The organism is Aquirufa nivalisilvae, from assembly GCF_004307455.1.
Classification (GTDB): Bacteria; Bacteroidota; Bacteroidia; order Cytophagales; family Spirosomataceae; genus Aquirufa; species Aquirufa nivalisilvae.
In genome coordinates this window covers 178,228-201,300 of record NZ_SEWX01000002.1, presented here as the reverse complement: position 1 = coordinate 201,300, position 23,073 = coordinate 178,228, and the positions used below count along the sequence as shown (strand labels likewise).

Annotated in this window: 25 protein-coding genes; 10 read left to right on the top strand and 15 right to left on the bottom strand. The window is 37.8% G+C overall.

Annotated features, from left to right (window positions below):
• Positions 1–16: 16 nt before the first annotated feature.
• Positions 17–412: an IS200/IS605 family transposase gene (gene tnpA, locus EWU22_RS04340; protein WP_161566787.1), complete on the top strand. Its 396-nt coding sequence runs from the start codon at positions 17–19 to the stop codon at positions 410–412.
• A 48-nt stretch (positions 413–460) separates the two neighbouring features.
• Here the strand turns inward: tnpA and bioB are convergent, their stop codons facing one another.
• The 3 genes from bioB to EWU22_RS04325 all read right to left on the bottom strand — a co-directional run bounded on the left by bioB (position 461) and on the right by EWU22_RS04325 (position 4,017).
• Positions 461–1,480, bottom strand: coding sequence for a biotin synthase BioB (bioB, locus tag EWU22_RS04335; RefSeq protein ID WP_109322133.1), 1,020 nt, complete (start codon positions 1,478–1,480; stop codon positions 461–463).
• Between the two features lie 49 nt (positions 1,481–1,529).
• Entirely contained in the window at positions 1,530–3,305 is a 1,776-nt protein-coding gene (sppA, locus tag EWU22_RS04330; RefSeq protein WP_130924564.1) for a signal peptide peptidase SppA, read from the bottom strand.
• Between the two features lie 94 nt (positions 3,306–3,399).
• Entirely contained in the window at positions 3,400–4,017 is a 618-nt protein-coding gene (locus EWU22_RS04325; protein WP_109322131.1) for an inorganic pyrophosphatase, read from the bottom strand.
• Between the two features lie 156 nt (positions 4,018–4,173).
• Between EWU22_RS04325 and def the strand changes: the two genes are divergently transcribed.
• The 3 genes from def to EWU22_RS04310 all read left to right on the top strand — a co-directional run bounded on the left by def (position 4,174) and on the right by EWU22_RS04310 (position 7,770).
• Positions 4,174–4,746, top strand: coding sequence for a peptide deformylase (gene def, locus EWU22_RS04320; protein WP_130924563.1), 573 nt, complete (start codon positions 4,174–4,176; stop codon positions 4,744–4,746).
• 6 nt (positions 4,747–4,752) lie between these two features.
• Positions 4,753–7,188 (top strand): phenylalanine--tRNA ligase subunit beta, encoded by a 2,436-nt coding sequence (gene pheT, locus EWU22_RS04315; RefSeq protein ID WP_130924562.1) that lies wholly within the window; start codon positions 4,753–4,755, stop codon positions 7,186–7,188.
• Positions 7,189–7,359: 171 nt separating this feature from the next.
• Positions 7,360–7,770 carry a hypothetical protein gene (locus tag EWU22_RS04310; RefSeq protein WP_130924561.1) on the top strand — a complete coding sequence of 137 codons (411 nt, stop codon included), beginning with the start codon at positions 7,360–7,362 and terminating at the stop codon, positions 7,768–7,770.
• Between the two features lie 54 nt (positions 7,771–7,824).
• Here EWU22_RS04310 and ffh read toward each other — a convergent pair whose 3' ends face one another.
• Positions 7,825–9,159: a signal recognition particle protein gene (gene ffh, locus EWU22_RS04305; RefSeq protein WP_109322127.1), complete on the bottom strand. Its 1,335-nt coding sequence runs from the start codon at positions 9,157–9,159 to the stop codon at positions 7,825–7,827.
• A 54-nt stretch (positions 9,160–9,213) separates the two neighbouring features.
• The gene (gene purU, locus EWU22_RS04300) at positions 9,214–10,047 is read right to left on the bottom strand and encodes a formyltetrahydrofolate deformylase (protein ID WP_130924560.1); all 834 of its coding nucleotides are present in this window, start codon (positions 10,045–10,047) and stop codon (positions 9,214–9,216) included.
• A gap of 136 nt (positions 10,048–10,183) precedes the next feature.
• Between purU and EWU22_RS04295 the strand changes: the two genes are divergently transcribed.
• The 3 genes from EWU22_RS04295 (at position 10,184) to EWU22_RS04285 (ending at position 12,347) form a co-directional block, all read left to right on the top strand.
• On the top strand, positions 10,184–11,416 hold the full coding sequence (locus tag EWU22_RS04295; protein WP_130924559.1) for an isocitrate dehydrogenase (NADP(+)): 1,233 nt from the start codon (positions 10,184–10,186) through the stop codon (positions 11,414–11,416).
• A gap of 336 nt (positions 11,417–11,752) precedes the next feature.
• The gene (locus EWU22_RS04290; RefSeq protein ID WP_130924558.1) at positions 11,753–12,043 is read left to right on the top strand and encodes a nucleotidyltransferase family protein; all 291 of its coding nucleotides are present in this window, start codon (positions 11,753–11,755) and stop codon (positions 12,041–12,043) included.
• Positions 12,036–12,347, top strand: coding sequence for a HepT-like ribonuclease domain-containing protein (locus EWU22_RS04285; RefSeq protein ID WP_130924557.1), 312 nt, complete (start codon positions 12,036–12,038; stop codon positions 12,345–12,347). The genes EWU22_RS04290 and EWU22_RS04285 overlap by 8 nt, the downstream gene beginning before the upstream one ends.
• Positions 12,348–12,465: 118 nt before the next feature.
• Here the strand turns inward: EWU22_RS04285 and rplI are convergent, their stop codons facing one another.
• From rplI to EWU22_RS04265, 4 genes are all read right to left on the bottom strand, one after another.
• Positions 12,466–12,909: a 50S ribosomal protein L9 gene (gene rplI, locus EWU22_RS04280; RefSeq protein WP_109322124.1), complete on the bottom strand. Its 444-nt coding sequence runs from the start codon at positions 12,907–12,909 to the stop codon at positions 12,466–12,468.
• A 38-nt stretch (positions 12,910–12,947) separates the two neighbouring features.
• Positions 12,948–13,199, bottom strand: coding sequence for a 30S ribosomal protein S18 (gene rpsR / locus EWU22_RS04275; RefSeq protein WP_109322123.1), 252 nt, complete (start codon positions 13,197–13,199; stop codon positions 12,948–12,950).
• A 1-nt stretch (position 13,200) separates the two neighbouring features.
• Positions 13,201–13,563, bottom strand: coding sequence for a 30S ribosomal protein S6 (rpsF, locus tag EWU22_RS04270; RefSeq protein WP_109322122.1), 363 nt, complete (start codon positions 13,561–13,563; stop codon positions 13,201–13,203).
• Between the two features lie 87 nt (positions 13,564–13,650).
• Positions 13,651–14,628, bottom strand: coding sequence for a hypothetical protein (locus EWU22_RS04265; protein ID WP_130924556.1), 978 nt, complete (start codon positions 14,626–14,628; stop codon positions 13,651–13,653).
• Between the two features lie 111 nt (positions 14,629–14,739).
• Here EWU22_RS04265 and EWU22_RS04260 point away from each other — a divergent pair, with 111 nt between their 5' ends.
• Entirely contained in the window at positions 14,740–15,417 is a 678-nt protein-coding gene (locus tag EWU22_RS04260) for a YggS family pyridoxal phosphate-dependent enzyme (RefSeq protein ID WP_130924555.1), read from the top strand.
• 3 nt (positions 15,418–15,420) lie between these two features.
• On the opposite strand, the gene EWU22_RS04255 is transcribed toward EWU22_RS04260, so the two are convergent.
• Both EWU22_RS04255 and greA read right to left on the bottom strand, forming a co-directional pair.
• A complete protein-coding gene (locus EWU22_RS04255; RefSeq protein ID WP_130924554.1) occupies positions 15,421–17,424 on the bottom strand; it encodes a BatA domain-containing protein in 2,004 nt (667 codons plus the stop codon).
• A 64-nt stretch (positions 17,425–17,488) separates the two neighbouring features.
• The gene (gene greA / locus EWU22_RS04250; RefSeq protein WP_109322118.1) at positions 17,489–17,962 is read right to left on the bottom strand and encodes a transcription elongation factor GreA; all 474 of its coding nucleotides are present in this window, start codon (positions 17,960–17,962) and stop codon (positions 17,489–17,491) included.
• A 212-nt stretch (positions 17,963–18,174) separates the two neighbouring features.
• On the opposite strand from greA, the gene fmt reads away from it, so the two are divergent.
• Entirely contained in the window at positions 18,175–19,092 is a 918-nt protein-coding gene (gene fmt, locus EWU22_RS04245; protein WP_130924553.1) for a methionyl-tRNA formyltransferase, read from the top strand.
• On the opposite strand, the gene EWU22_RS04240 is transcribed toward fmt, so the two are convergent.
• The 4 genes from EWU22_RS04240 to EWU22_RS04225 are packed head-to-tail and all read right to left on the bottom strand — an operon-like array spanning position 19,082 to position 22,391.
• Positions 19,082–20,080, bottom strand: a complete 999-nt coding sequence (locus tag EWU22_RS04240) for a M15 family metallopeptidase (protein WP_130924552.1) — start codon at positions 20,078–20,080, stop codon at positions 19,082–19,084. The genes fmt and EWU22_RS04240 overlap by 11 nt on opposite strands.
• Before the next feature lie 10 nt (positions 20,081–20,090).
• On the bottom strand, positions 20,091–20,744 hold the full coding sequence (locus EWU22_RS04235) for a LysM peptidoglycan-binding domain-containing protein (protein ID WP_109322115.1): 654 nt from the start codon (positions 20,742–20,744) through the stop codon (positions 20,091–20,093).
• Positions 20,745–20,747: 3 nt separating this feature from the next.
• Positions 20,748–21,236, bottom strand: a complete 489-nt coding sequence (gene purE / locus EWU22_RS04230; protein WP_130924551.1) for a 5-(carboxyamino)imidazole ribonucleotide mutase — start codon at positions 21,234–21,236, stop codon at positions 20,748–20,750.
• A gap of 12 nt (positions 21,237–21,248) precedes the next feature.
• A complete protein-coding gene (locus tag EWU22_RS04225) occupies positions 21,249–22,391 on the bottom strand; it encodes a 5-(carboxyamino)imidazole ribonucleotide synthase (protein WP_130924550.1) in 1,143 nt (380 codons plus the stop codon).
• 84 nt (positions 22,392–22,475) lie between these two features.
• Here EWU22_RS04225 and EWU22_RS04220 point away from each other — a divergent pair, with 84 nt between their 5' ends.
• On the top strand, positions 22,476–23,060 hold the full coding sequence (locus EWU22_RS04220) for a DUF6580 family putative transport protein (protein ID WP_130924549.1): 585 nt from the start codon (positions 22,476–22,478) through the stop codon (positions 23,058–23,060).
• Positions 23,061–23,073 lie beyond the last annotated feature (13 nt).

Below are 23,073 nucleotides of genomic sequence, written 5' to 3'. Positions count from 1 at the left end.
TGATAATTTCATGAATATGTCGGACTCACTAATTCAAATTTATGTCCACGCCGTATGGACAACAAAAAATAGAGAGCCATTCATCCTACCTGAATTGAAAGATCCTCTATTTAAACATATTCAAGCGGAATTAGAAAAGATGAATTGTCAACTTATCATCATCAATTCCATGCCAAATCGCATTCATTGTTTATTTTCAATTTGTTCAACCAAATCGATTTCATTCATTATCAAACAGATTAAAGGGAGCAGTTCAAGGTATATTAATTTACAATACTCTCTTCCCAATAAACTTGAATGGCAAATTGGTTATGCTGCCTTTTCAGTCTCAAAATTGGCTTTGAATAAGGTCTATGAGTACATTAAATTTCAACATGATATCCATGGATTTAAATCCATGGATAATAAATAAAAAAGGCCGGGATTTAAATCCCGGCCCTCCCATTAACATAAGAAATTCTTAATGAATATGCTCTAACCCTTGAGCACTTGGTATTTGATTAAACTCAATACCAAGCTTCTTAGCATCTTTAAAAGCCTCTTTAGGTTTGATACTCAAAATCTGAAATAATTCAGCGTCCGACTTAGCATCTGGATTAGGTGTTGTCAATAACACATCCCCAGAAAATATAGAATTTGCTCCTGCCATAAAACAGAAAGCCTGACCTTCATAATTTAACTCCAACCTTCCTGCAGATAATCGAACAGCTGATTTAGGCATCATAATTCTAGCCGTGGCAATTACTCGTACCAATTCCCAAACAGAAGCCGTCTTTTGGTTCTCAAATGGCGTACCTTCTACAGGAACTAAATTATTAACTGGAACTGATTCAGGGTGCTCAGGTAAGTTAGCTAATGTTAACAACATACCTATACGATCATCCACACTTTCACCCATACCAATGATACCACCTGAACAAACAGAAATTTTTGCTTTACGTACATTTCCTAGAGTCTCTAAACGATCATCATAAGTACGTGTAGAAATCACATCTTCGTAATATTCTTCGCTGGTATCAATATTATGATTATATGCATATAATCCTGCTTCTTTCAAGCGCTCAGCTTGCTGCTCGCTCAGCATACCCAAGGTGCAACAAACTTCCATGCCTAGGGAATTAACTCCCTTCACCATATCTATTACTTTATCAAAATCAGAATTGTCCCTTACCTCTCTCCAAGCAGCTCCCATGCAAAAACGAGAACTCCCATTTTCCTTAGCACGTAATGCCGCTTCAATTACCTCATTATAAGGCAACAACTTTTGAACTTTTACATTAGTATGATATCGTGCTGCTTGAGAACAATAAGAACAATCCTCTGGACATCCTCCTGTTTTTATAGATAATAAAGTACTTATCTGCACTTCATTGGGGTCATGAAATTGGCGATGAATAGTGGCAGCTTGATAAACTAAGTCTAAAAATGGCTGATTAAAAATGGCCTCCACTTCGGCACGGGTCCAATTATTACGAATCATAATTCAAATTTTATTCAAAGATACTTTGAAAATCTTTTAACACGAAACTCTATTCCAATTCCATCATGTAAGGCATCATCGCTAAAAAGCCTTCGCGTTTTTTCAAACGATCTAATTCGAATACCGATTTAGCCCATGGTAAATTAGATTTTGCCCAACGCAGCTCCATTGCTTCCGAAGAAGTAGCTGATTCTAAAACAGATTCAAAAAAAGATTTAGCCTTGGGATAAACAGCAACTTTGTATTCACCATCTTTCAACTTAGACTTTTGAGCTGCTAAAGAAATCGCTTTGTCCAACCCTCCTAATTCATCCACTAATCCAATCTTTTTGGCTTGTTCTCCTGTCCAAACACGACCGCCAGCAATGGATTTCAATTTATCTAAAGACATTTTCCTGCCTGATGCAGCTTTACTTGTAAAGCTTTCATATCCTTCATTCACCATATTTTGAATAATTGATTTCTCAAAAGCGGTCAATGTTCCGGCCGAATTCATAAAATGAGAATGCTCATGGGTATTAACATGATCTTGTGTAATGCCCAATTTATTTTTAAAGAAATTTTCCAAATTCAACCATTGCGCAAATATCCCAATAGATCCAGTAATGGTTGTTGGCTGCGCTACAATAGCATCAGCTCCCATTGCCATATAATATCCACCAGATGCTGCATAATTCGACATAGATGCTATGACTGGCTTCACCTTCTTTGCCAATAAAATTTCCCTCCACATGATATCAGATGCCAATGATGATCCTCCAGGTGAATCAATTCGCAATACAATAGCTTTTACTGATGTATTATCTCTCAATTTGCGCAGTTCCTTCACGAAATCATCCGACCCAATGGACCCTTCTCCTCCCCTTGTTCCAACAATCTCTCCTTCTGCCACTAAAACAGCAATCTTCTTTGTTCCCTCTACTTCTGGAATTGGATTTTTAGCATGCAAATAGTCTGATAATTTAACAAAGGTCAACTTATCCTTTTCCCCAATTTTTACAGACTTCTTCAACATTGATTCAAATTGGTCCCAATAGCTCAACTTCAACATGCCTAATTTTTCTGCCTTATTAGGGTTCATCGCTTGTAAGCTATCAGCAATTCGATCTAATCGAGGAACAGAAATCCCTTTGCTCTGAGATATTTTATTGAATACCACCTGATTAATGGAGCGGATAAAGGATAAACTTTGCTCCTTGCTTTCAGGACTCATATCCTCTCGGATAAATGGCTCAACAGCTGATTTATATGTACCTACTCGAAATACCAAAGGTTCTATTTCCAACTTGTCAAATGCTTTTTTATAAAACATGTATTGAACCGAAATTCCATTAAAGTCTAATAAACCCGCCGGATTTAAGTATAATTGATTAGAAACAGAAGCTAAATAATAGGCCTTTTCGGAGTATGAATTAGAATAGGCATAAACGAACTTTCCTGATTTTTTGAATTTCTCTAGGGCATCACGTATCTCAGACAATTGCGCATATCCCGCGAAGGGGATACTTACATCTAAATAAACTCCTTTGATTTTATCATCTACTCGAGCCCGTTCCAGGGCTGAAAGAATTTGAATAAGCCCAACTTTCTCTGTACTAGAGAAAAACGGATTCGGAAATTCTGCAAAAGGATTGTCTTCGTTAGAAGCATTTTCTGCCATAGGTCGATTCAAATCCAATTTCAAAATAGAATTTTCCTTAACCTCATATTCTGAGTCAGATGAACTCATGGCTGATCCTATTCCAACTAGTAGGATGATGCTAACAAGCAGGAACAAAAACATTCCTACAATCGTCGCCAGGGTGTATTTAACAAATTGCCACATATCTATTTATTTTTTTGCGAATTTGATGTCATTACATAACAATCCATCACAAAATATGTTCAAAGGAAAAATCTAACAAACAACGGAGATATGACTATCCGAAGTTTTTACGATAATCTTCTCTTGATTGACGAATCACTTCATGTGCCACTTCTCTACCATAAACATCATCAATATCCACCGCTAAAGAACTGGTCTCTCCTGGCAACATTTTGTAAGTCCAAAAATAATGTCTCAATCGCTGAACGATATCCTTGGGAGCATCTGAAATATCTCTCCATTTACCGTAAATAGGGTCATCCTTTAAAACAGCTATAATTTTATCATCAGCCTCTCCTTTATCTATCATACGGATTCCTCCAATAGGTATCGCCTGACATAAAATATCACCATGTGTGATTGCTCTTTCGGATAACACACAAATATCTAATGGATCTCCATCTCCTTGTAAAATATCTTTTCCAGAATATTTTCTCGCTAATTCAGCAATCCCTTCAGCACAATACGTTTGAGGTAAAAAGCCATATAAGGCTGGAACTATATTAGAAAACTTTTGAGGACGATCAATCTTCAAATAGCCTGTTTGTTTGTCAATTTCATATTTAACGGTATCCGTCGGTACAATTTCAATAAAAGCCGTCACTAATTCTGGCATTTGATCACCAATTTGAATTCCGTGCCATGGATGCGCCTTAAAGAAGTTTCTATTCATGTTATTTTTTCTGGGTTAAATTGCTACTCAGGTTTTAATCCTACAAAATTACAAAAAATATGCTGAAATCAGTCCTGTTTAGACATTCCAAAGCATAAAGGTTTAGCGGGCATTCCATTTAATTTAGTTAAATTCGTAGTTTGAATTGCATTGAACATGATATATCCCATCATACCTTACGGTGACCCAGTCCTAAGAAAGGTAGCTAAAGACATCGAACCTAGCAGTATCGATTTAATTACCTTAACAGACGACATGTTTGAAACCATGTATGCTGCCAGTGGCGTAGGTTTGGCTGCTCCACAAATCGGTAAAGACATCCGTTTATTCGTGGTAGATGGACGCCCTATGAATGAAGGAGAAGAAGAGGAAGATATTGATACTTCACTCATCGATTTCAAAAAGGTATTTGTCAACCCTACCATCATTGATGAAACAGGTGAGGAATGGGGATTCGAAGAAGGTTGCTTATCTATCCCAGGCATTAGAGGAGAAGTATGGCGACCAGAATACGTCAAAATTCACTATTATACGGAGCATTGGGAGGAAAAAGAAGAAGTATTTGAAGGCTTAGCTGCTCGAATCATTCAACATGAATATGATCATATTGAAGGCATCCTTTTCACTGACCATTTAAATGTGGTTAAAAAACGCCTCATCAAAAATAAATTAACGGATATCACCCGCGGAAAGGTTTCTGTGGATTATAAAATGAAATTCCCTAGGTAATCGAATATGAAGATTTCAACAACTTGGCTTAACGATTTTATAGACTTATCACAACTTCCTCAACAAGGTAGTCCAGAAGAACTGGATGTCTTATTAACCAATACAGGATTAGAAGTAGAAGGTATTGAAGCGCACGATCAAATTCCTGGTGGCTTAAAAGGATTTGTAGTAGGCGAAGTCATCAGCTGTGAAAAATTCCAAGTCAAAGAAAAAATATTGAGTGCAACTACAGTTGATGTAGGACAAGATGAATTACTTCAAATTGTTTGTGGTGCGGCTAATGTAGCTCAAGGTCAAAAAGTTATCGTTGCCACACCTGGTACTACTTTATATGACAAAGAAGCTAAGCCCGTTTTTACCATTGAAAAGAGAAAAGTATACGGTCAAGTCTCTGAAGGGATGATTTGTGCCGAAGATGAAATAGGCATTGGCGATTCGCATGATGGCATTTTAGTATTAGAAACCAATCTAGCCAATGGTACTCCAGCTACCACCTATTTCAATATTCAATCAGATTTAGTACTAGAAATTGGCCTTACTCCTAACCGAGCAGATGCCGCTTCTCACTGGGGTGTAGCAAGAGATATTCATGCTGTCAGTGGATTGAACATCCAGTTACCTGATGTTAGTTCCTTCCAAGAGGGCACCAACACTTTCCCCATTCAAGTTCAAATTGAAGACGAAGGTTGTACTCGTTTTTGCGGTATTAGTATAGATCAAGTCAAGGTTGGCCCATCTCCTGAATGGCTGAAAGATCGCTTACAAGCGATTGGTTTACGTCCAATTAATAACATTGTCGATATCACCAATTTTATTTGCCATGGTTTAGGTCAACCTATGCATGCCTATGACTGGGAACAAATTAATGGTCAACAATTAATTGTTAAGTCTTTAGCCGCCGGAACTACCTTTACTACTTTAGATGGTACTGAACGTAAATTAGATGGGGAAGAAATCATGATTTGTGATGCATCTGGCCCAATAGGCTTAGCAGGAATCATGGGTGGCTCAAACTCTAGCATACAAGAAAATACAACTCGAGTATTTTTGGAAGTAGCACATTTTAGACCTGAACGCATCCGTAAATCGTCACAAGTCCATAGCCTAAAAACAGATGCATCATTTCGTTTTGAACGTGGTACTGACGTAGAAGCTAAATTATTGGCTTTACAATATGCCACGATCTTGATTCAAGAATTAGCAGGTGGGCAAGTAGCTTCTCAATTAGTTGACTACTACCCAAATCAACCTGAGTTGGCACATATCGACATGACCTATGAGCGTATTCATGCCATCATGGGAATTGAATTAGCGCCTGAGCGTATCCAAGAAATTTTAGTTGCCTTAGATTTTGAATTAAAGAATTCAAGTTCCACAGGTTTCACGGCGATTGCTCCTGCCTATCGAGTGGATGTAACTAGGGAAGCAGATGTCATCGAAGAAATTTTGAGAATTCATGGCTTGGATAATATCCCATTATCCGAACATTTAAGTGCACATTTCATCTCTGAATTTCCAGCATTGGACAAAGAGAAAGTCCAACAAACGATTGCTTATCAATTGGCAGCCAAAGGATTTCAAGAAATCATTAGCAACTCCCTAACTAAAGCTGAATTTCATACTTGGATCGAAAAAGATATTAGCTTTGAATCAGTTGAGATTTTAAATAAACTTTCTGAGGATTTAGGCGTGATGCGCCAGCACATGGTTTTCCATGGATTAGAGGCTTTAGCACATAATATCAACCGCCGTCAGAAGGATTTAAAATTAGTGGAGTTTGGTAAAACTTACCATAAAAAAGGCGCTAAATACATTGAAAAGCGCCATGCCGCTCTATATGCCACAGGTTTATGGCAAGGTGAAACATGGGATCAAGCTCCACAAAAAACGCAATTATATCATTTGTTTCAAGTGTGTAAAGCTGTGATGCAACACTTAGGCAACAAACCTTTTGATACGGAAGTTATTGAAGGATCATCCGTTTTTGCCTATGGATTACGCATCTCTGTTCAAAAGAAAACTTGCCTAGAATTAGGTATGATACATCCGAATTTAGCAGAGAAATTTGATGTCAAACAAGATGTATTCATGGCGGATTTCGACTGGGATTATTGGGTAAAACAAGAGAAAACAGATTTTGTCTACCAAGAAATAGCTAAGTTCCCCGAGGTGCGTCGTGATTTATCCTTGGTCATTAATAAAGAAGTGAGTTTCCAAGCGATCCAACGAGTAGCCGAACAAACCGAAAAAAATATCTTGAAACAAGTGGCCTTATTTGATGTCTATGAAGGCAAAAATCTAGGTGAAGGCAAGAAATCTTATTCCATCAGTTTCATCTTGCAAGATGAAAACCAAACCTTGACCGACAAGGTGATTGATTCCACCATGGAGCGATTCATCCAACGTTTTGAGAAGGAATTAGGAGCTATCATTCGGAAGTAATTCCAAATTCCATTCGTTTTAAATTATAAGTTTACTGATAAAAATTTATCAGTAAACTTATAATTTATTTATCCCCCTATTGTTCCTTCTATAAAATCCATATTTTGGCATAGTGAATAAGCCCCTTGCGTAAGCATAGGAATTCTTTATAATACATTAACCACTAATACATTGAATACGATTCTTTATTTACATAAAGTACCAGCGTACTTTACCCATATCATTCCAACCAAATTGGAAGTTGATGGTGTTATCTTCCCATTACAAGATGAAATTTACTTGTGGAGCATATCCAAAGGCTATGGCCATTACAAATTACGATTGGTTTTCTTTGGACTAATCAAATCAAAGGCTTTAATAATATCAGCAAATAAACCTTTCATACATTTGAAAGTGGTATTAATTCGGTATAAAATTCCTCGTTTTACATTAAGTATGATGGCCGTAAGTTTTCCATTAGTTTATAAAATCAATTCCAAAGTCATGGCCTACGCATTTCTAATTATTTCACCTATTACCTACATGTTGGATACGTTAACACATCTTGTCGAAATCCAAGAAACTAATCCACCTTCAAGATAAACCAACAAAAAAAGGGAGCCTAAGCTCCCTTTCTCTATATCATCATGGTAAAGCTTATCGCTTCATCATATTGGCCATGTTTGGCATTTTCATCTTGCCATCCTGCACCTTATTCATCATACGCATCATCTTACGCATATCTTCAAATTGCTTCAACAGATTATTCACTTGTTGAATCGAAGTTCCCGAACCCACAGCAATACGATTTTTACGAGAAGGGTTCAATATATCTGGATTTTGACGCTCTTTCAAGGTCATGGATTGAATAATGGCTTCAATAGGCTTGAATGAATCATTGGAAATATCCACATCCTTCACAGCTTGTCCCATGCCAGGTACCATGCCCATCAAATCCTTGATATTTCCCATCTTCTTGATTTGCTGCAACTGTGCATAAAAATCTTCAAATGAGAAATTATTCTGACGAATCTTCTTGTTCAATCGAGCGGCCTCATCCTCATCAAATGCCTGCTGTGCTCTTTCTACTAAGGAAAGCACGTCACCCATACCCAAAATACGGTTAGCCATACGATCAGGATAAAACTGATCCAGTGCTTCCATCTTTTCGCCGGTAGAGATAAACTTGATAGGCTTTTCTACCACCTGACGGATAGATAATGCCGCCCCACCTCGTGAATCCCCATCCAATTTGGTCAATACCACCCCATCAAAATCCAAACGATCATTGAAGGTTTTAGCTGTATTTACCGCATCTTGACCTGTCATGGAGTCTACCACAAACAAAATCTCCGTTGGCTTAATGGCTGCTTTTACAGCCGCAATTTCATTCATCATGGCTTCATCCACGGCCAAACGACCGGCGGTATCCACAATCACGACTTTCTTACCCATCTTACGGGCATAAGACAATGCATTCTCAGCAATGCTAACGGCATTTTTATTCTCAGGTTCCGCATACACCTCTACCCCAACTTGCTCACCTAATACTTTCAACTGATCAATCGCCGCAGGACGGTAAATATCACAGGCTACCAATAAAACTTGACGCCCTCCTTTTTTAATGTATTGAGCTAATTTTCCGGAAAAAGTAGTCTTACCCGAACCTTGAAGACCAGCAATCAATACCACCGAAGGATCACCCTTTAGATTGATTTCTTGTTTTTGCCCTCCCATTAATTGAGTCAACTCCTCATGTACAATCTTCACCAACAATTGACCAGGCTCTACCGAAATCAAAATCTTTTGCCCCAAAGCCTGCTCCTTAATCCGATCAGTTATTTCTTTGGCAACTTTATAGTTCACGTCGGCATCCATCAAGGCTCTTCTAATTTCCTTCACAGTTGCCGCTACATTGACATCAGTAATTCGGCCATTCCCCTTCAGGGTACGCATGGCAGAGTTTAACTTCGAACTTAAATTCTCAAACATAATTTTGAATCGATTAAAAAAAGGGAATGCAATTTACGCTTTTTCAAGCAAAAATTATTCAAAAAGTATGGTCTTGTTTTGATGAATAAACACTCGATCCTCCAAAACCAAACGTAAAGCCTTGGCTAAGACAATTTTTTCTACATCTTTCCCCGCCTTGGACATATCCTTAGCTGAATAAGTATGGTTGACTGGGACAATTTCCTGACAAATTATTGGGCCCTCATCTAAATCGTCCGTCACAAAATGGGCCGTAGCACCAATGATCTTTACTCCCCGATTAAAGGCTTGTTGATATGGTCTAGCCCCAATGAAAGCTGGCAAAAAGGAATGATGTATATTGATTAACTTACCTATATATTTCAAAGAGAATTGAGGCGTTAGAATCCGCATGTATTTAGCCAATACAATTAAATCAGGCTGATAATAAGCAATTTGCTGATTGACTAATCCCTCATGAGCCTCTCTATCCAATCCTTCCGCTGAAATAAAATGAAAGGGTATATGAAATTGTTGACACAAAGGGGCTAAATCTTCATGATTCCCAATAACAGCATCCACTTTAAAATTCAGATCTTGGTATTGGTACTTAATCAATAATTCGCCCAAACAGTGATGCTCTTTGGTTACTAAAATTAAAACCCGCTTTTGCTTAGGTGGAATAATTTCCACTTCAGCTTGCTTAGGTAAAATAGAGAACAATTGATCTTGAACTAAAGCCAAATCACAAAGACCCGTAAAGGAAATACGCATAAAGAAACGATCCGACTCCTCATCCACAAACTCATTGGTTCGTGTCACGTTGACTAATTGTTCAAATAAGATACCCGTGATTTTATGAACCAAACCCTTCTCATCCTTACATGCAATTTTAATAATCGTCTCCATGAAAAATTTATTCGTAAATTCTTCAAATTTAGCCTGAAATAATGGAGTAAAAAAGATTTAGTCTTTACCTTTGCAAGATTATCAAGACGTGGTCTGGTAATTTTGTGAACGTAACATCATTTACTTGTATAAAACAATGGAAAAAATTAAAGTAGCTAACCCTGTCGTAGAACTGGACGGCGATGAAATGACCCGAATCATTTGGAAATTCATCAAGGATAAATTGATCTTACCTTATTTAGATGTAGATATTAAGTACTATGACCTAGGTGTAGAATACCGTGATGAAACCAATGACCAAGTAACGATTGAGGCTGCTGAGGCAATCAAGAAATATGGTGTAGGTATCAAATGTGCAACCATCACTCCTGATGAAGCTCGTGTAACGGAATTTGATTTAAAACAAATGTGGAAGTCTCCTAACGGTACTATCCGCAACATCTTGGATGGAACAGTATTTAGAGAGCCTATCGTTTGTGCTAACGTTCCTCGTTTAGTACCTAACTGGACAGCTCCAATCATGATTGGTCGTCACGCTTTTGGAGATCAATACCGTGCAACTGACTTTGTAACCAAAGGAAAAGGTAAATTAACAGTTACTTTCACTCCTGAAGATGGTGGTGATGCTCAGACTTTTGAAGTATATAACTTTAAAGGTGATGGTGTAGCTTTAACGATGTACAACACGGATGAGTCTATCCGCGGTTTTGCTCACTCATGCTTTAACATGGCTTTGAGCAAAGGATGGCCTCTTTACTTATCTACGAAAAATACCATCTTGAAAAAATACGATGGTCGTTTCAAAGATATCTTCGAAGAAATCTTCCAAGCAGATTACAAAGCTCAATTCGATGCAAAAGGTATTGTATATGAGCACCGCCTAATTGATGATATGGTGGCTTCTGCCTTAAAATGGAATGGTAATTTTGTTTGGGCTTGTAAAAACTACGATGGTGACGTTCAGTCGGATACTGTAGCACAAGGTTTTGGTTCATTAGGATTAATGACCTCTGTGTTGATTACACCAGATGGAAAAGTGATGGAAGCTGAAGCTGCTCACGGAACGGTGACTCGTCACTACCGCGATCACCAAGCAGGAAAGCCTACTTCTACGAACCCAATCGCTTCGATCTTTGCATGGACTCGTGGTTTAGAATTCCGTGGTAAATTGGATAACAACCAGGCCTTGATTAATTTCTGCCAGACTTTAGAAAAAGTGTGCGTTGAAACGGTTGAGTCTGGAAAAATGACAAAAGATTTAGCGGTATGTATCCATGGAAACAAAGTTCAACATGGCGAACATTACTTATATACAGAAGAATTCTTGACAGCTTTAGATGAAAATTTAAAAGCGGCTTTAGGAAAATAATTCTTCTTATTAGTTAATTATAAGCAGATTAAATATTGTACTGCACCCAAAAAGTTGTCTAACTTTTTGGGTGTTTTTTTATGTGGTTAAACTTCCCCATTGCAAAGCTGAAATTGAATTAATCATTCCCGAGGGATACCAGGATATAAATTATTCGCTATCAGAAAAACTGAAACAAAGAAAAAATGAATAAAACAATCGGCTTACAAAAGCAGGTTGCGACATGCTCCTATAACAATAATGTGTCATATTCATTTAAAATATATACCAGTCATCCAGCTGGAAACCATCGTGACGTTTTAATAAACAATTGATTTCATTTCATATATTTGTTCCATGACTACATTATTGGACATACAAGAAACGCTCAAAAGCCATAAATCTAGACTTTCTAGTAAGTATGGATTAAGCAACATTGCCATTTTTGGAAGTTATGGTCGTGGTCAGCAGACGAATGATAGTGATATCGATATTTTGGTCGACTTTAACAGACCTATCGGAATTGAGTTTATCGATTTAGCGGAAGAATTAGAACTCCTTCTAAGAATTAAGGTTGATTTGGTTTCAAAAAATGGTGTAAAACCTGACTACTACAAACTAATTGAGTCGGATTTGAATTATGTCTAAAAGAGAACCCAAATTACTTCTATTGGATATTTTAGCTTCTATAGAAAAAATTCAATTATACACTTCAGAACATACATTTGACACATTTCTTGAAGACTCCAAAACACGTGACGCTGTCATAAGAAACTTCGAAATCATTGGAGAAGCAGCCAATAGACTTCCTGAAGAGTTCAAGGATTCGAACGAAGGTATTAATTGGTTCCGAATTCGTGGATTCAGAAACCGAATTGTTCACGATTATATGGGGATAGACTTTCAAATAGTTTGGACTATCATAGATAAAGTAAAGACCTCAAAAAGCTAGCTGAAGACATCCAAGCAATAGTTGACGAAATCTAATCAGCAATTACAAATCACTCTAAAACAAAAAAGTCGTACCAGATTAGCTCCGATACGACTTCCTATCAATTTCTAATTATCTCTTATTCTGAAACAACAGAGAAAGTTACTTTGTGCTTCACTTCTTTGTGTAAATCCAAAGTTGCAGCGTAATCACCAATGGTTTTTACTTCGCTATCGAATGAGATTTTCTTACGATCTACATCGAATCCTTTTTCTTTCAACATTTCTGAGATTTGAAGACTAGTTACGCGACCAAAGATTTTACCGCTATCACCAGTTTTAGCAACAATCGTTAAATTCAAGTCACCAATAGCAGCAGCTAAATCAGCAGCATCTTGACGAATTTTTTCCACTTTATGTGCCGCTTGCTTGATGTTTTCAGCCAAGACTTTGCGGTTGGACGGTGTTGCCATCATAGCAAAACCTTGTGGAATTAGGTAGTTACGACCATAACCTGGTTTCACAACCACGACATCGTTCTTGTAGCCTAATCCAGCAATATCCGTTTTTAATATTATTTCCATTTTTGTATAAAATCAAATGTTATTAGGATGTATCTGGTCTATTTTAAACCGTCAGCTACATATGGCATTAAGGCCAAGTGACGAGATCTTTTTACTGCTTGCGCAACTTTACGTTGAAATTTCAACGAAGTACCAGTAATACGACGAGGCAAGATTTTTCCTTGCTCGTTCACTAACTTTAATAAGTAATCTGGATTTTTGAAATCAATGTATTTAATACCCGACTTCTTAAATCGGCAATATTTCTTACGATTACTATTTTTATCTACAGGTTCGTTTACAAGTGTCATCTTATGCTTCTGTTTTTTCTGGTTTTCTACCTACTAAACCTTTTCTCTTTTTCTCATTATACGCAACTGCGTGCTTGTCAAGGGCTAATGTTAAGAAGCGAATAACCTTCTCATCACGCTTGTACTCAAGTTCAAGCTTAGCAATTAATGCTGGTGCCGCTAAAAATTCAAAAATCTGGTAATAACCTGTGTGCTTGTTCTGGATTGGATATGCCAACTTACGTAAGCCCCATGCATCTTCGTGAACAATTTGTGCACCGTTATCTACCAACACTTTCTTGAATTTTTCAACGGCGTCCTTTGTCTGTTGCTCAGACAAAACGGGAGTTAAAATGAACACCGTCTCATAGTTTTTTAATTCCATAAAAAATTGTTGTTAGTAAAAAATTAAAATTGGACTGCAAAAGTATCAAAAATACTTCACAATCAAAAACTTGTAAGAAATAATTGCTTATTTAACTTCGAAAGAACCAAGGCCAATCAGGAAACCTTCTGCATATAACTCAATTTCATGCTTCCCCTCTCGGTAAGGGACTGATCTAGCATAAATAAATTCTACAGACTGGTGATTGTTTTCATAAAATATACGCTGCTTGGCAGTATATGAAAGCTCCTTTCCCTTAAAACTTAAAGTTCCTGAACCCAATGAATAATCCGACAATGTCTGCCCCGTCGGTTCAATAATGCGCAAATAAATCGTTTTTACTTCCTTAGAAGCCAATGGATTTTCCTGCAAGTGGAAAATAACTCGAATCTTATCTATTTTTTTCGATTTATGAATCCCAACTTCTTTTCCTCGGGATGAAATAGCATACACATTCACTCCCTCTGCTCGCAATGCTGCGGCAACAGATACCTTTTCTACCAGCTCTTGATTTCTTACTTCCAAAATCCTGGATCGCTCATTTAACTCTCTTTGCTTTAAACCGAATGTTTCTGAGGAATCTTTCAAGGCTTTCTGAACATTGGATAAACCATCTTGCAATAATTTTGCCTCACGACTTAAGGAATCGTTTCTTGCTAACAAAAAGGTATTTTCCTTTCTTAATTTCTTAATTTCCTGATCTTTCAACCCCAATAAACGCAGATAATAAGCCAATTTATGCTTAAAATCAGCCTCATTCATTTTAGGATTTTCAGCTAATTCCTTTTTATCCCCCAAAATTTGTTCACGAGCAATTTCCAACTCACTCACTCGTCCACCTAATTTCTTGATTTGAATCATGCGCAATTGCAATTGCTTCGAGATAGAATCCAGTTGCTCACTGGCACTCTCCGCAAACTTCCCCTCCGTTTTACCTAAGGAAAAAAGTTGAATTTGATAATGTTCACACACCCAAAGCCCGCTCATTAATAGAAGAAGCAAAGAAAGCACTCCAATAACCCGCTGCTGACTTTTCTCTTTGGAACTCATAGTATCTGACTCCATGTTCAAATTTTTCTTGTAAGAGCCGACGTATATCATACTCCTAGAATCAAAAATAATAAATTAATTTTACTTTTATTTTTTTCTTCATTCAATCTTTTACAAATTTCAACCATGTCCATCGCTCAACATATTTCAACGATACAGTCACAATTGAAATCCAGTTCTGCGAAACTCATCGCCGTGACCAAAACCCGAAGTATTGAGGAATTGAAATCTACGTATGAAGCTGGTATTCTAGACTTTGGAGAAAACCGAGTACAAGAAATGGTAGAAAAACAAAGTCAACTTCCTCTTGACATCAGGTGGCATCAGATTGGTCATTTACAAACGAATAAAGTAAAATATATTGCTCCTTTTGTTCATTTGATTCATTCAGTTGACTCCTTTAAACTCTTAAAGGAAATTAATGCACAAGGGAAAAAACTGGGGCGTATCATTCCATGCCTGTTTCAAATGTACATTGCTCAAGAAGAAAGTAAATTTGGCCTAGATCAAAATGAATTATTGAGCATATTATCCAGTTCCGAGTTTGCGGAATTGCAACATATTAAAATCATCGGTCTGATGGGAATGGCTAGTTTTACTGAAAATGAAGCACAAATAGTAGCCGAATTTAGCTCCTTACATGATATATTTATCGAACTTCAAACTAATAAAACAGGATACTCGACTGGCCTAGTGGAATGGAAAGAATTGTCCATGGGTATGTCGGGAGATTTCCTTATAGCCGCCAAGCTAGGTTCAACCATGGTTCGTGTGGGATCAGCGATTTATGGTGCTCGTTCCTGAGAATCAACTATTCCAAATAACCAGTGCCATTTCTACCAAAAAGAAAAATAGGGCCAATCCAAAACAATGCATAGCCCAGCTTGCCTGAGGATTGTCTTCCCCTAAGTCCAAGGGAACTTGTTGACTAATACTTACCTGTTTTTGACCTTGATAATTCGCTTCTAATTCTTTAACAGAATAGGTAGCCAATTGACTGAACTCTTTCGGGTAATTAAGAGCTAGTATACTCATTGTTTTTCCACCTACTTGGGCCTCAATAAAACCATTTGCCCCAGATCTTATATCCTGCATCATACTTAGTGGAATACGACATAGCCATGATTTCCCCAGCCAATTTTGTTCTGGAATAAAGTTTTGACCTTGCTTATTCCAGCTCAATAAACTTTTCTCCGCAGATTCATATACAAAATCTGGGCTAGCCTTGATTTCTATTCCTTTGGAAGATATCCGTTGATGTAAAACTGGACTCAAAGCACTGGATAAGACCATTTCATGCCAAACAGGTAAAAATAAGCCGTGTTTATTAAATCCATCTTGCTGACTAAGTACATGGGATGAAAACAAAAATACAGCTCCTTGACCTACCTTAATTTTTTCTAAAAAAGGCTTCCCATTCATCCAAGAAATCAAGACTTCATTCCCTGGATTCCACTCCCAAAGCGGTTTGGAAGTCCATAATTTAGCAGCATTATTCAACAATTTTTTAGCTAATATTTCTTGAAAAAAAGATTGCCGAGTAGAAACCTGTTGAACTGGTAATTCGGATTGAGAGGTAGTTTCAATTTGCTTTCCTGTTCCAGATAAAAAACGATTGATATCTTGCAAAACGGCCTCATTGGGACCTTGATCAGGAATAATGGCCAAAGTATGTCCTTGAGCAACCCAAGCATTTAATGCTTTCCAATCGGAAGCTGATCTTCCCTCTACACCCACCAAACACACAAATGCATCATCAGGCAAATGTGAAGGCAATATTTCCGCCGCGGAAATAGCTTTGAATTCAAAAAACTCCTCTTGCTCAAATACCATTTCCAGATTTTGGGGATTACCAACTACGTCAATTTTACGTGGCGCAGAACTTTGTAACATGAAGTAAAAGCTGTTATCAAATGCCACGGGATCATCCGACATTAATTTTGCTTTATAAAGACCCGATTTGGCCAAAGAAAATGGAAAACGCAATTCGGTCACTTCTTCAGACTCTAAGGTAACAGATTGGGTAGCCATCTTGAAATCATTCAAATACAAAGACATTTGCCTGTTTTTAGCAGATTTGGTTCCGCCATTTTTCAACCGTACAATCAATTCATAACTGGTATTAGGACGAATAAATTTAGTGGATAAACGTAGGCTATCCACATATATATTATCAGAATCAATCCCTTTCAATGGATGTATGACATAATTCCCTTTTGAAGGAAACTGAGGTAAGGCTTTATTCTTTGAAAAATCGGAAAACCAATACAACAAGGGATCTTGATTATTTTCTTCAGCGATTTGTTGGGCATGAGCCAATACTTGTGCATTCTTCACAAGATCCATTCCTGGCCCACGTTGATTCCATTGTTCCCTGATTTGAGGCCATGCTTTAGGCTCAAAATCTTGACTTTCAAAATCATTGAAAAACAATTGAGCTTGCCCATTGGGGCTAGAAGGAAGGCTTTGGGATTTCTCTAAATATGCTTTTCTTGCTCCTATTACTTGAGCTGGACTATTATCAACATAAAGCACCAATTGAGTATGAGAACCTTGACCGATAGACATAGGTCCAAGAGGATTGGCAAATCCTAAAATCAAAAATATCAGACTGAGTAGTCTAGCTATTAAAAGCCAGATTTTCTGCACCTGTTTTAAACCTTTGCCTTCTTGATGAATCTTTTCAAGCCAACTTAAATCAGAATAATATAGCACTTTGGCTGCTTTTTTGTGATAAAAATGCATCCAAAGGGGTATGGCTAATCCCAATAAAGCCCATAAATACATGGGATGGGCAAAATGAATATTCATATCCTCTAAAATACAAAAAATCCCAATCGCTTGATTGGGATTTCAAGATTTGAATGTGATAATATTAACGAGTAAGAGATATAATTTCGAATTCCAATTTACCTGCTGGAGCTTGGATTTCTGCCAAATCTCCCACCTTCTTACCTAACAATCCCTTTCCAAATGGAGATGAAGCTGATATTTTACCTGAACGCAAATCAGCCTCTTCTTCAGACACAATGGTGTAAGTAACGACAGCACCTGATTTTGTATTCTTAATTTGTACAATAGAATAAATAGACACTTTGGACAAATCGATGGTTGATTCATCTAAAACACGAGCGTTGGCCACAATTTCTTCCATTTTAGAAATTTTCAATTCTAAAAGTCCTTGAGCATCTTTAGCTGCATCGTATTCAGCATTTTCACTTAAATCACCTTTATCACGCGCTTCTGCAATTTGCTTAGCCATATCTGATCTACCTTGAATCTTTAGGTGATGCAATTCCGCCTTTAACTTATCTAGGGCCTCTGCGGTGTAATATTGTAACTTTGCCATATGCTTTATTAATTATAAAGGGTGATAAAAACAAAATAGAACGGCCTCCGACCGTTCTACTTAATTTATTCGTAGTTTTGCTTCGGATTCGTTCCTAAAATAAATATTTTATAAATAACACGTAATTCGGTTTATTTTGCCCTGCAAAGGTAATTAAAAAGCTGAGAGATTCCCAAATCATTTCGAATATCCGAATTATTGATCATTTCTATATGCGCATTGTCTTTTTTGGTACTCCTGATTTTGCTGTTGCTAGCCTTGAAGCTTTAATTGAAGCTAATTTTTCGGTTGTAGCCGTAGTTACAGCCCCTGATAAACCTGCAGGTAGAGGCCAACAAATTCAAGCTTCACCTGTGAAAGTTTTTGCCGAAAGTAAAAACTTACCCGTTTTACAACCACTCAAGTTAAAAGACCCTGCCTTTTTAGATGAATTAAAATCATACCAAGCTGACTTACAAGTGATTGTCGCATTTCGTATGCTACCAGAAGCAGTTTGGAACATGCCCCCTTTAGGCACTTTCAACCTACATGCTTCACTTTTGCCCAATTACCGAGGTGCAGCCCCTATCCACTGGGCCGTGATTAATGGGGAAACCGAAACAGGTGTAACCACCTTTTTCTTGCAGCACGAAATCGATACAGGAGATTTATTATTTCAAGAAAAAGAATCTATCTCTCCGACGGATACCACCGGTCAACTCTATGAGCGTTTGATGAAAAAAGGCGCCAAATTGGTCGTTAAAACAGCACAAGCCATTCAAGAGAAGAATATCCATCCTACTCCTCAGCAACTAAATGGTGACATGAAACCTGCCCCAAAATTACATCGGGCAACAGGAGAAGTACATTGGTCAAAGTCGGGACAAGAGATTGTCAATTTAGTTCGTGGTATGCATCCATTCCCTGGATCACACACGCAGTTTCAAGGAAAAAACTGTAAGCTCATTCAAGTTGAATTTCATCCGGAAATCATACCCGATTTAGGTATTGGAGTGTGGGATTCGGATCAAAAAACTTACCTAAGGGTAGGATGTGCTGATGGCTACATTCAGATTTTGGAATGGCAGATGGAAGGGAAAAAACGCATGAAAATAGCTGAATTTCTAAGAGGTTACTCTTTCACATGGTAGATTGTCGCTGCCAAAAACCAAGCGGGAAAAAATATCCATTGCTCCCTCGCTGCACATAAGCCCATTGCTCCTTTAAATTAATGTGAATCCTAGGTTTAGGATTTTCCTGATAGATTTTCAACCAAGCTTGTGCATTTTCTGGTATGGTTTGAGCTCTCTCACAAAGACATGGTTGCTGCAAGCGAAATTCATTCATAGCTTCCAACAGGTCTTTGGTATCCTGAACTAAGTCTTCCCTCCCAATACTGGTTTTTTGAACATAAATTTGTTCATAATTACTTTTAAAATGCTCAAATTCAAATGCCAAATTGGGATGTTGACGGAGTAGCTCTGCCGAATTTTTGAAAGCCTGAATATGCCCTAAGTCAGGGAATCCAACAAAATCTCCTCCCCAAAACAAGCCTAAGTCTTTTGCTATAGTGCCCATTTTATCATACATCAATCCACGTTTCAAATAGCGTCTTTTGCGATAAATAGCTACATCTGCAGCTAAACTAAAATTATGCATCGATAAGGCTATCTTAGATTTTCCTCGTTTTTGTAAGGATAATTGTTGTTTCAAAGAGCGCGATTCCGACGAATAGCGCATGGAATAATATTTGAACTTGAATTTAGCTTGTAAACTATCCTTCAAGGAATTAAATTGGTTAATATCATCTGCTAATTCCAAAGCCCAAAAAGCCGTGAGATCTGGTTTATCTATCAGTATTCGTTGAGCTAGATATTCGTCTACCGAATCATTCTTCCGAAAAGTGCTATCCGATTGAAAGATCTTTTCTGTACGCAAACCTTGCGCGTCTTCCAAAATAAGCGTCAAATTGGGAAACGGTTCAAGCGTAGAAAGACTGTCTTGTTGAGCAAACATCCATACCAAATCCTTCCATTGAAGACTATCCAATCGACTAGTTTGACAGGTTCTTATAACAGATTGCGAATAAGCCGCGTGGCAAATAATGCTCAGAAATACGAGTATTAGCGCTTTCCGCATGAAATAGAAATTAATGTAAAGGGATAATCAGCTGCTCGCCGCGTAAGGTAATATCTTGATCTTTATGATTTACCTCCATCAAAGATTTTTTGGAAACACCATATTTGGCAGCTACTACCCGAAGCACATCTCCTGGGCCTACCGTATGAATAGTTTGGATTTTAACATTCAATTTCGTTACTCCCACTTTAATTCCATTGGGATCAACTCCTGGATTGAGTGCTTTTAATTGATCAGGCTTTAATCCAAAACGATTGGCTATACCAAAGAATGTCTCTCCTTTTTCCACCGTATAGGCATGACTTTTACCTCCAACATTTTTTAGGGATTCTGACTCAGGCACTTTTTCTGCTTCAGCTTCTTTTTTCTGCTCTTCCAATGCTTGTTGTGCTGCAGCAGCAGAATCATCCTGATTTGAAGAAGTAGTAGCAGGTTCCAAATCTTCTGTAGAATCAATGATGATAGGTGTTGGATCATCCAACAATGTTTCATCCTCCTCCATTTTCAGCTTTTCTGCCTTGACTAATTCTTCAGATTTCGGGCTCAAAAAATGTTCATAACCCACCATCATCAGCCCCAATAAGGTAGCCAATAATATCAGCAAGGTGATAATAGGCAGTTTGGCTGTAGAACTATCTTTAATGAATGAAAAAGGATTTTTCATGAATTATGACAAATTTGATTTTGTTTTTTTGCTCATCTCAGCCACTTTTTCAATTAAATCTTGCTTATAAGCCAATAATTTTTGAGATAATGCTTGATCCGAAATAGCTAACATTTGTATCGCTAAGATTCCAGCATTTTTGGAAGCATTCAATGCAACTGTTGCCACTGGAACACCATTGGGCATTTGTAAAATAGACAAAACAGAATCCCAACCATCAATGGAATTAGATGATTTCACTGGAACTCCAATGACTGGTAAAATCGTAGCTGAAGCTACCATACCTGGCAAATGAGCTGCACCACCTGCACCTGCAATGATTACTTGGACACCCCGCTCTTTTGCTGTTTGTGCATACTGGAGCATTTTAACAGGAGTACGATGAGCAGATACAATATCTACCTCATAAGCTACTCCAAATTCCTTACAGATTTCGATCGCATCTTGCATGACCGAAAGATCTGAACTACTTCCCATGATGATTCCTACCATATCTATTGCTGCTTAACTAATAACACGAATGATTTTTTTAATTTGATTTGCTTTCTCCTCTACTTCCTCTCTACTCTCACCAATAATACTCACGTGCCCCATTTTGCGAAAGGGTTTCGTTATTTTTTTTCCGTATAAAAATGGAAAAACACCTGGAATGGCTAATGCTTCCTCCAATCCTTCATATTTTACTTTTCCAGTATACCCAGCCTCGCCTAAAAGATTTAACATTCCCGCGAAAACAGTCGTGGAGGTATCTCCCAAAGGCAAGCCTGCGATGGCTCTTAAATGCTGCTCATATTGAGAAGTGGTATTTGCTCGAATCGTTTGATGACCTGAATTATGTGGACGAGGAGCAATTTCATTGATTAGTACCTGCCCGTCTTTGGTCAAAAACATTTCTACGGCCAAAAGACCCACCATTTTCATTTCTTGAATCAATCGAGTTGCAATGTCGACTGCTTGTGCTTCGATTTCATCTGAAATAGCGGCTGGCGAAATTAAAAACTCAACTAAATTCTGAACTGGATGAAAAACCATTTCCACAGCTGGAAAGGCCTTAACTTCCCCATGTATATTTCTCGCAACAATGACGGCCAATTCCTTATCGAAATCCACTGCTTTTTCTAATAGGCCAGGTGCATCAAATCCCTCAACGATTTGAGACGCATCAGCAATAAGCTGAACGCCTTTGCCATCATATCCCCCTTTTCCCAACTTTTGATAGGCTGGTAAAAAATCTAGATGTTGATTTATTTCTTCTCGCGACTCAATCAATCGGAAGTCGGCCGTAGGAAATCCATACTGCTGAAAAAACTGCTTTTGAGTTCTTTTATCCTGAATCATTCGGAGCAAATGAGGCTGCGGGTACACCTGCTTCCCTTCAGAGGCTAATTTCTCTAAAGCATCAATATTGACATGTTCAATCTCAATACTGATCAAATCATGTGCTTGGCCAAATTGATATACGGTATCAAAGTCTTGAAAAGACCCTTGTGTAAATTCGTATGCCAAGCGATGACAGGGTGCTTCTGGGTCTGGATCTAGGCAAGAAATTTGAAAATCCAAATCAATGCCTGCTTGTAAAAGCATGCGTCCTAACTGTCCTCCCCCTAATAATCCAATTTTTGGCAAATCCTGATACATAAATTCCATTCGAATGGATAAAATTACGGCTTTTGTTTTACCTTTGGAAATTATTTTCCTAGTCCAAAATAGATTCTTTCAAATTTTAAGATAATGTCGAAAAGAACGCTTACTCTCATTTGCATTTTATTGCTAGCCGTTGCTAGCCGACTTTTAATATTGGCTGGACCCGCTTGGGCTAATTTTTCTCCAATTACTTCGATGGCCTTATTTGCTGGAGCCTACTTTAGCAGTAAATCCCAATCCATTTCTTGGACTATTTTAAGTATCTGGTTGGCTAATTTAGTCTTAAACAACCTAGTTTACCCACAATACTACGAAGGATTTTCATTTGGTTTCGCTCCAATACACATGTCACTATTTGTGGGGATTTCTTTATTAGGTACCTACATGTTGAAAAACAAGATTACGGCATTAAACTTCCTTGCATCTAATTTAGCAGCCGTTATTGGTTTCTTTTTACTTTCCAATTTTGCAGTTTGGTTAAACCTTCCTAGCCTAGGTACGGCAATTGTAGGTGACGAATTAGTGTACACGAAAGACTGGAATGGATTAATGCAATGTTACGCCATGGGCTTACCTTTCTTGAAAAATAGCTTGGTAAGTCAATTCCTATTTTCAGGTATTTTCTTTGGGGGATTTGAATTACTAAAAAAACAAGTTCCCGCTTTACGTTAAGCATGGGCTAACA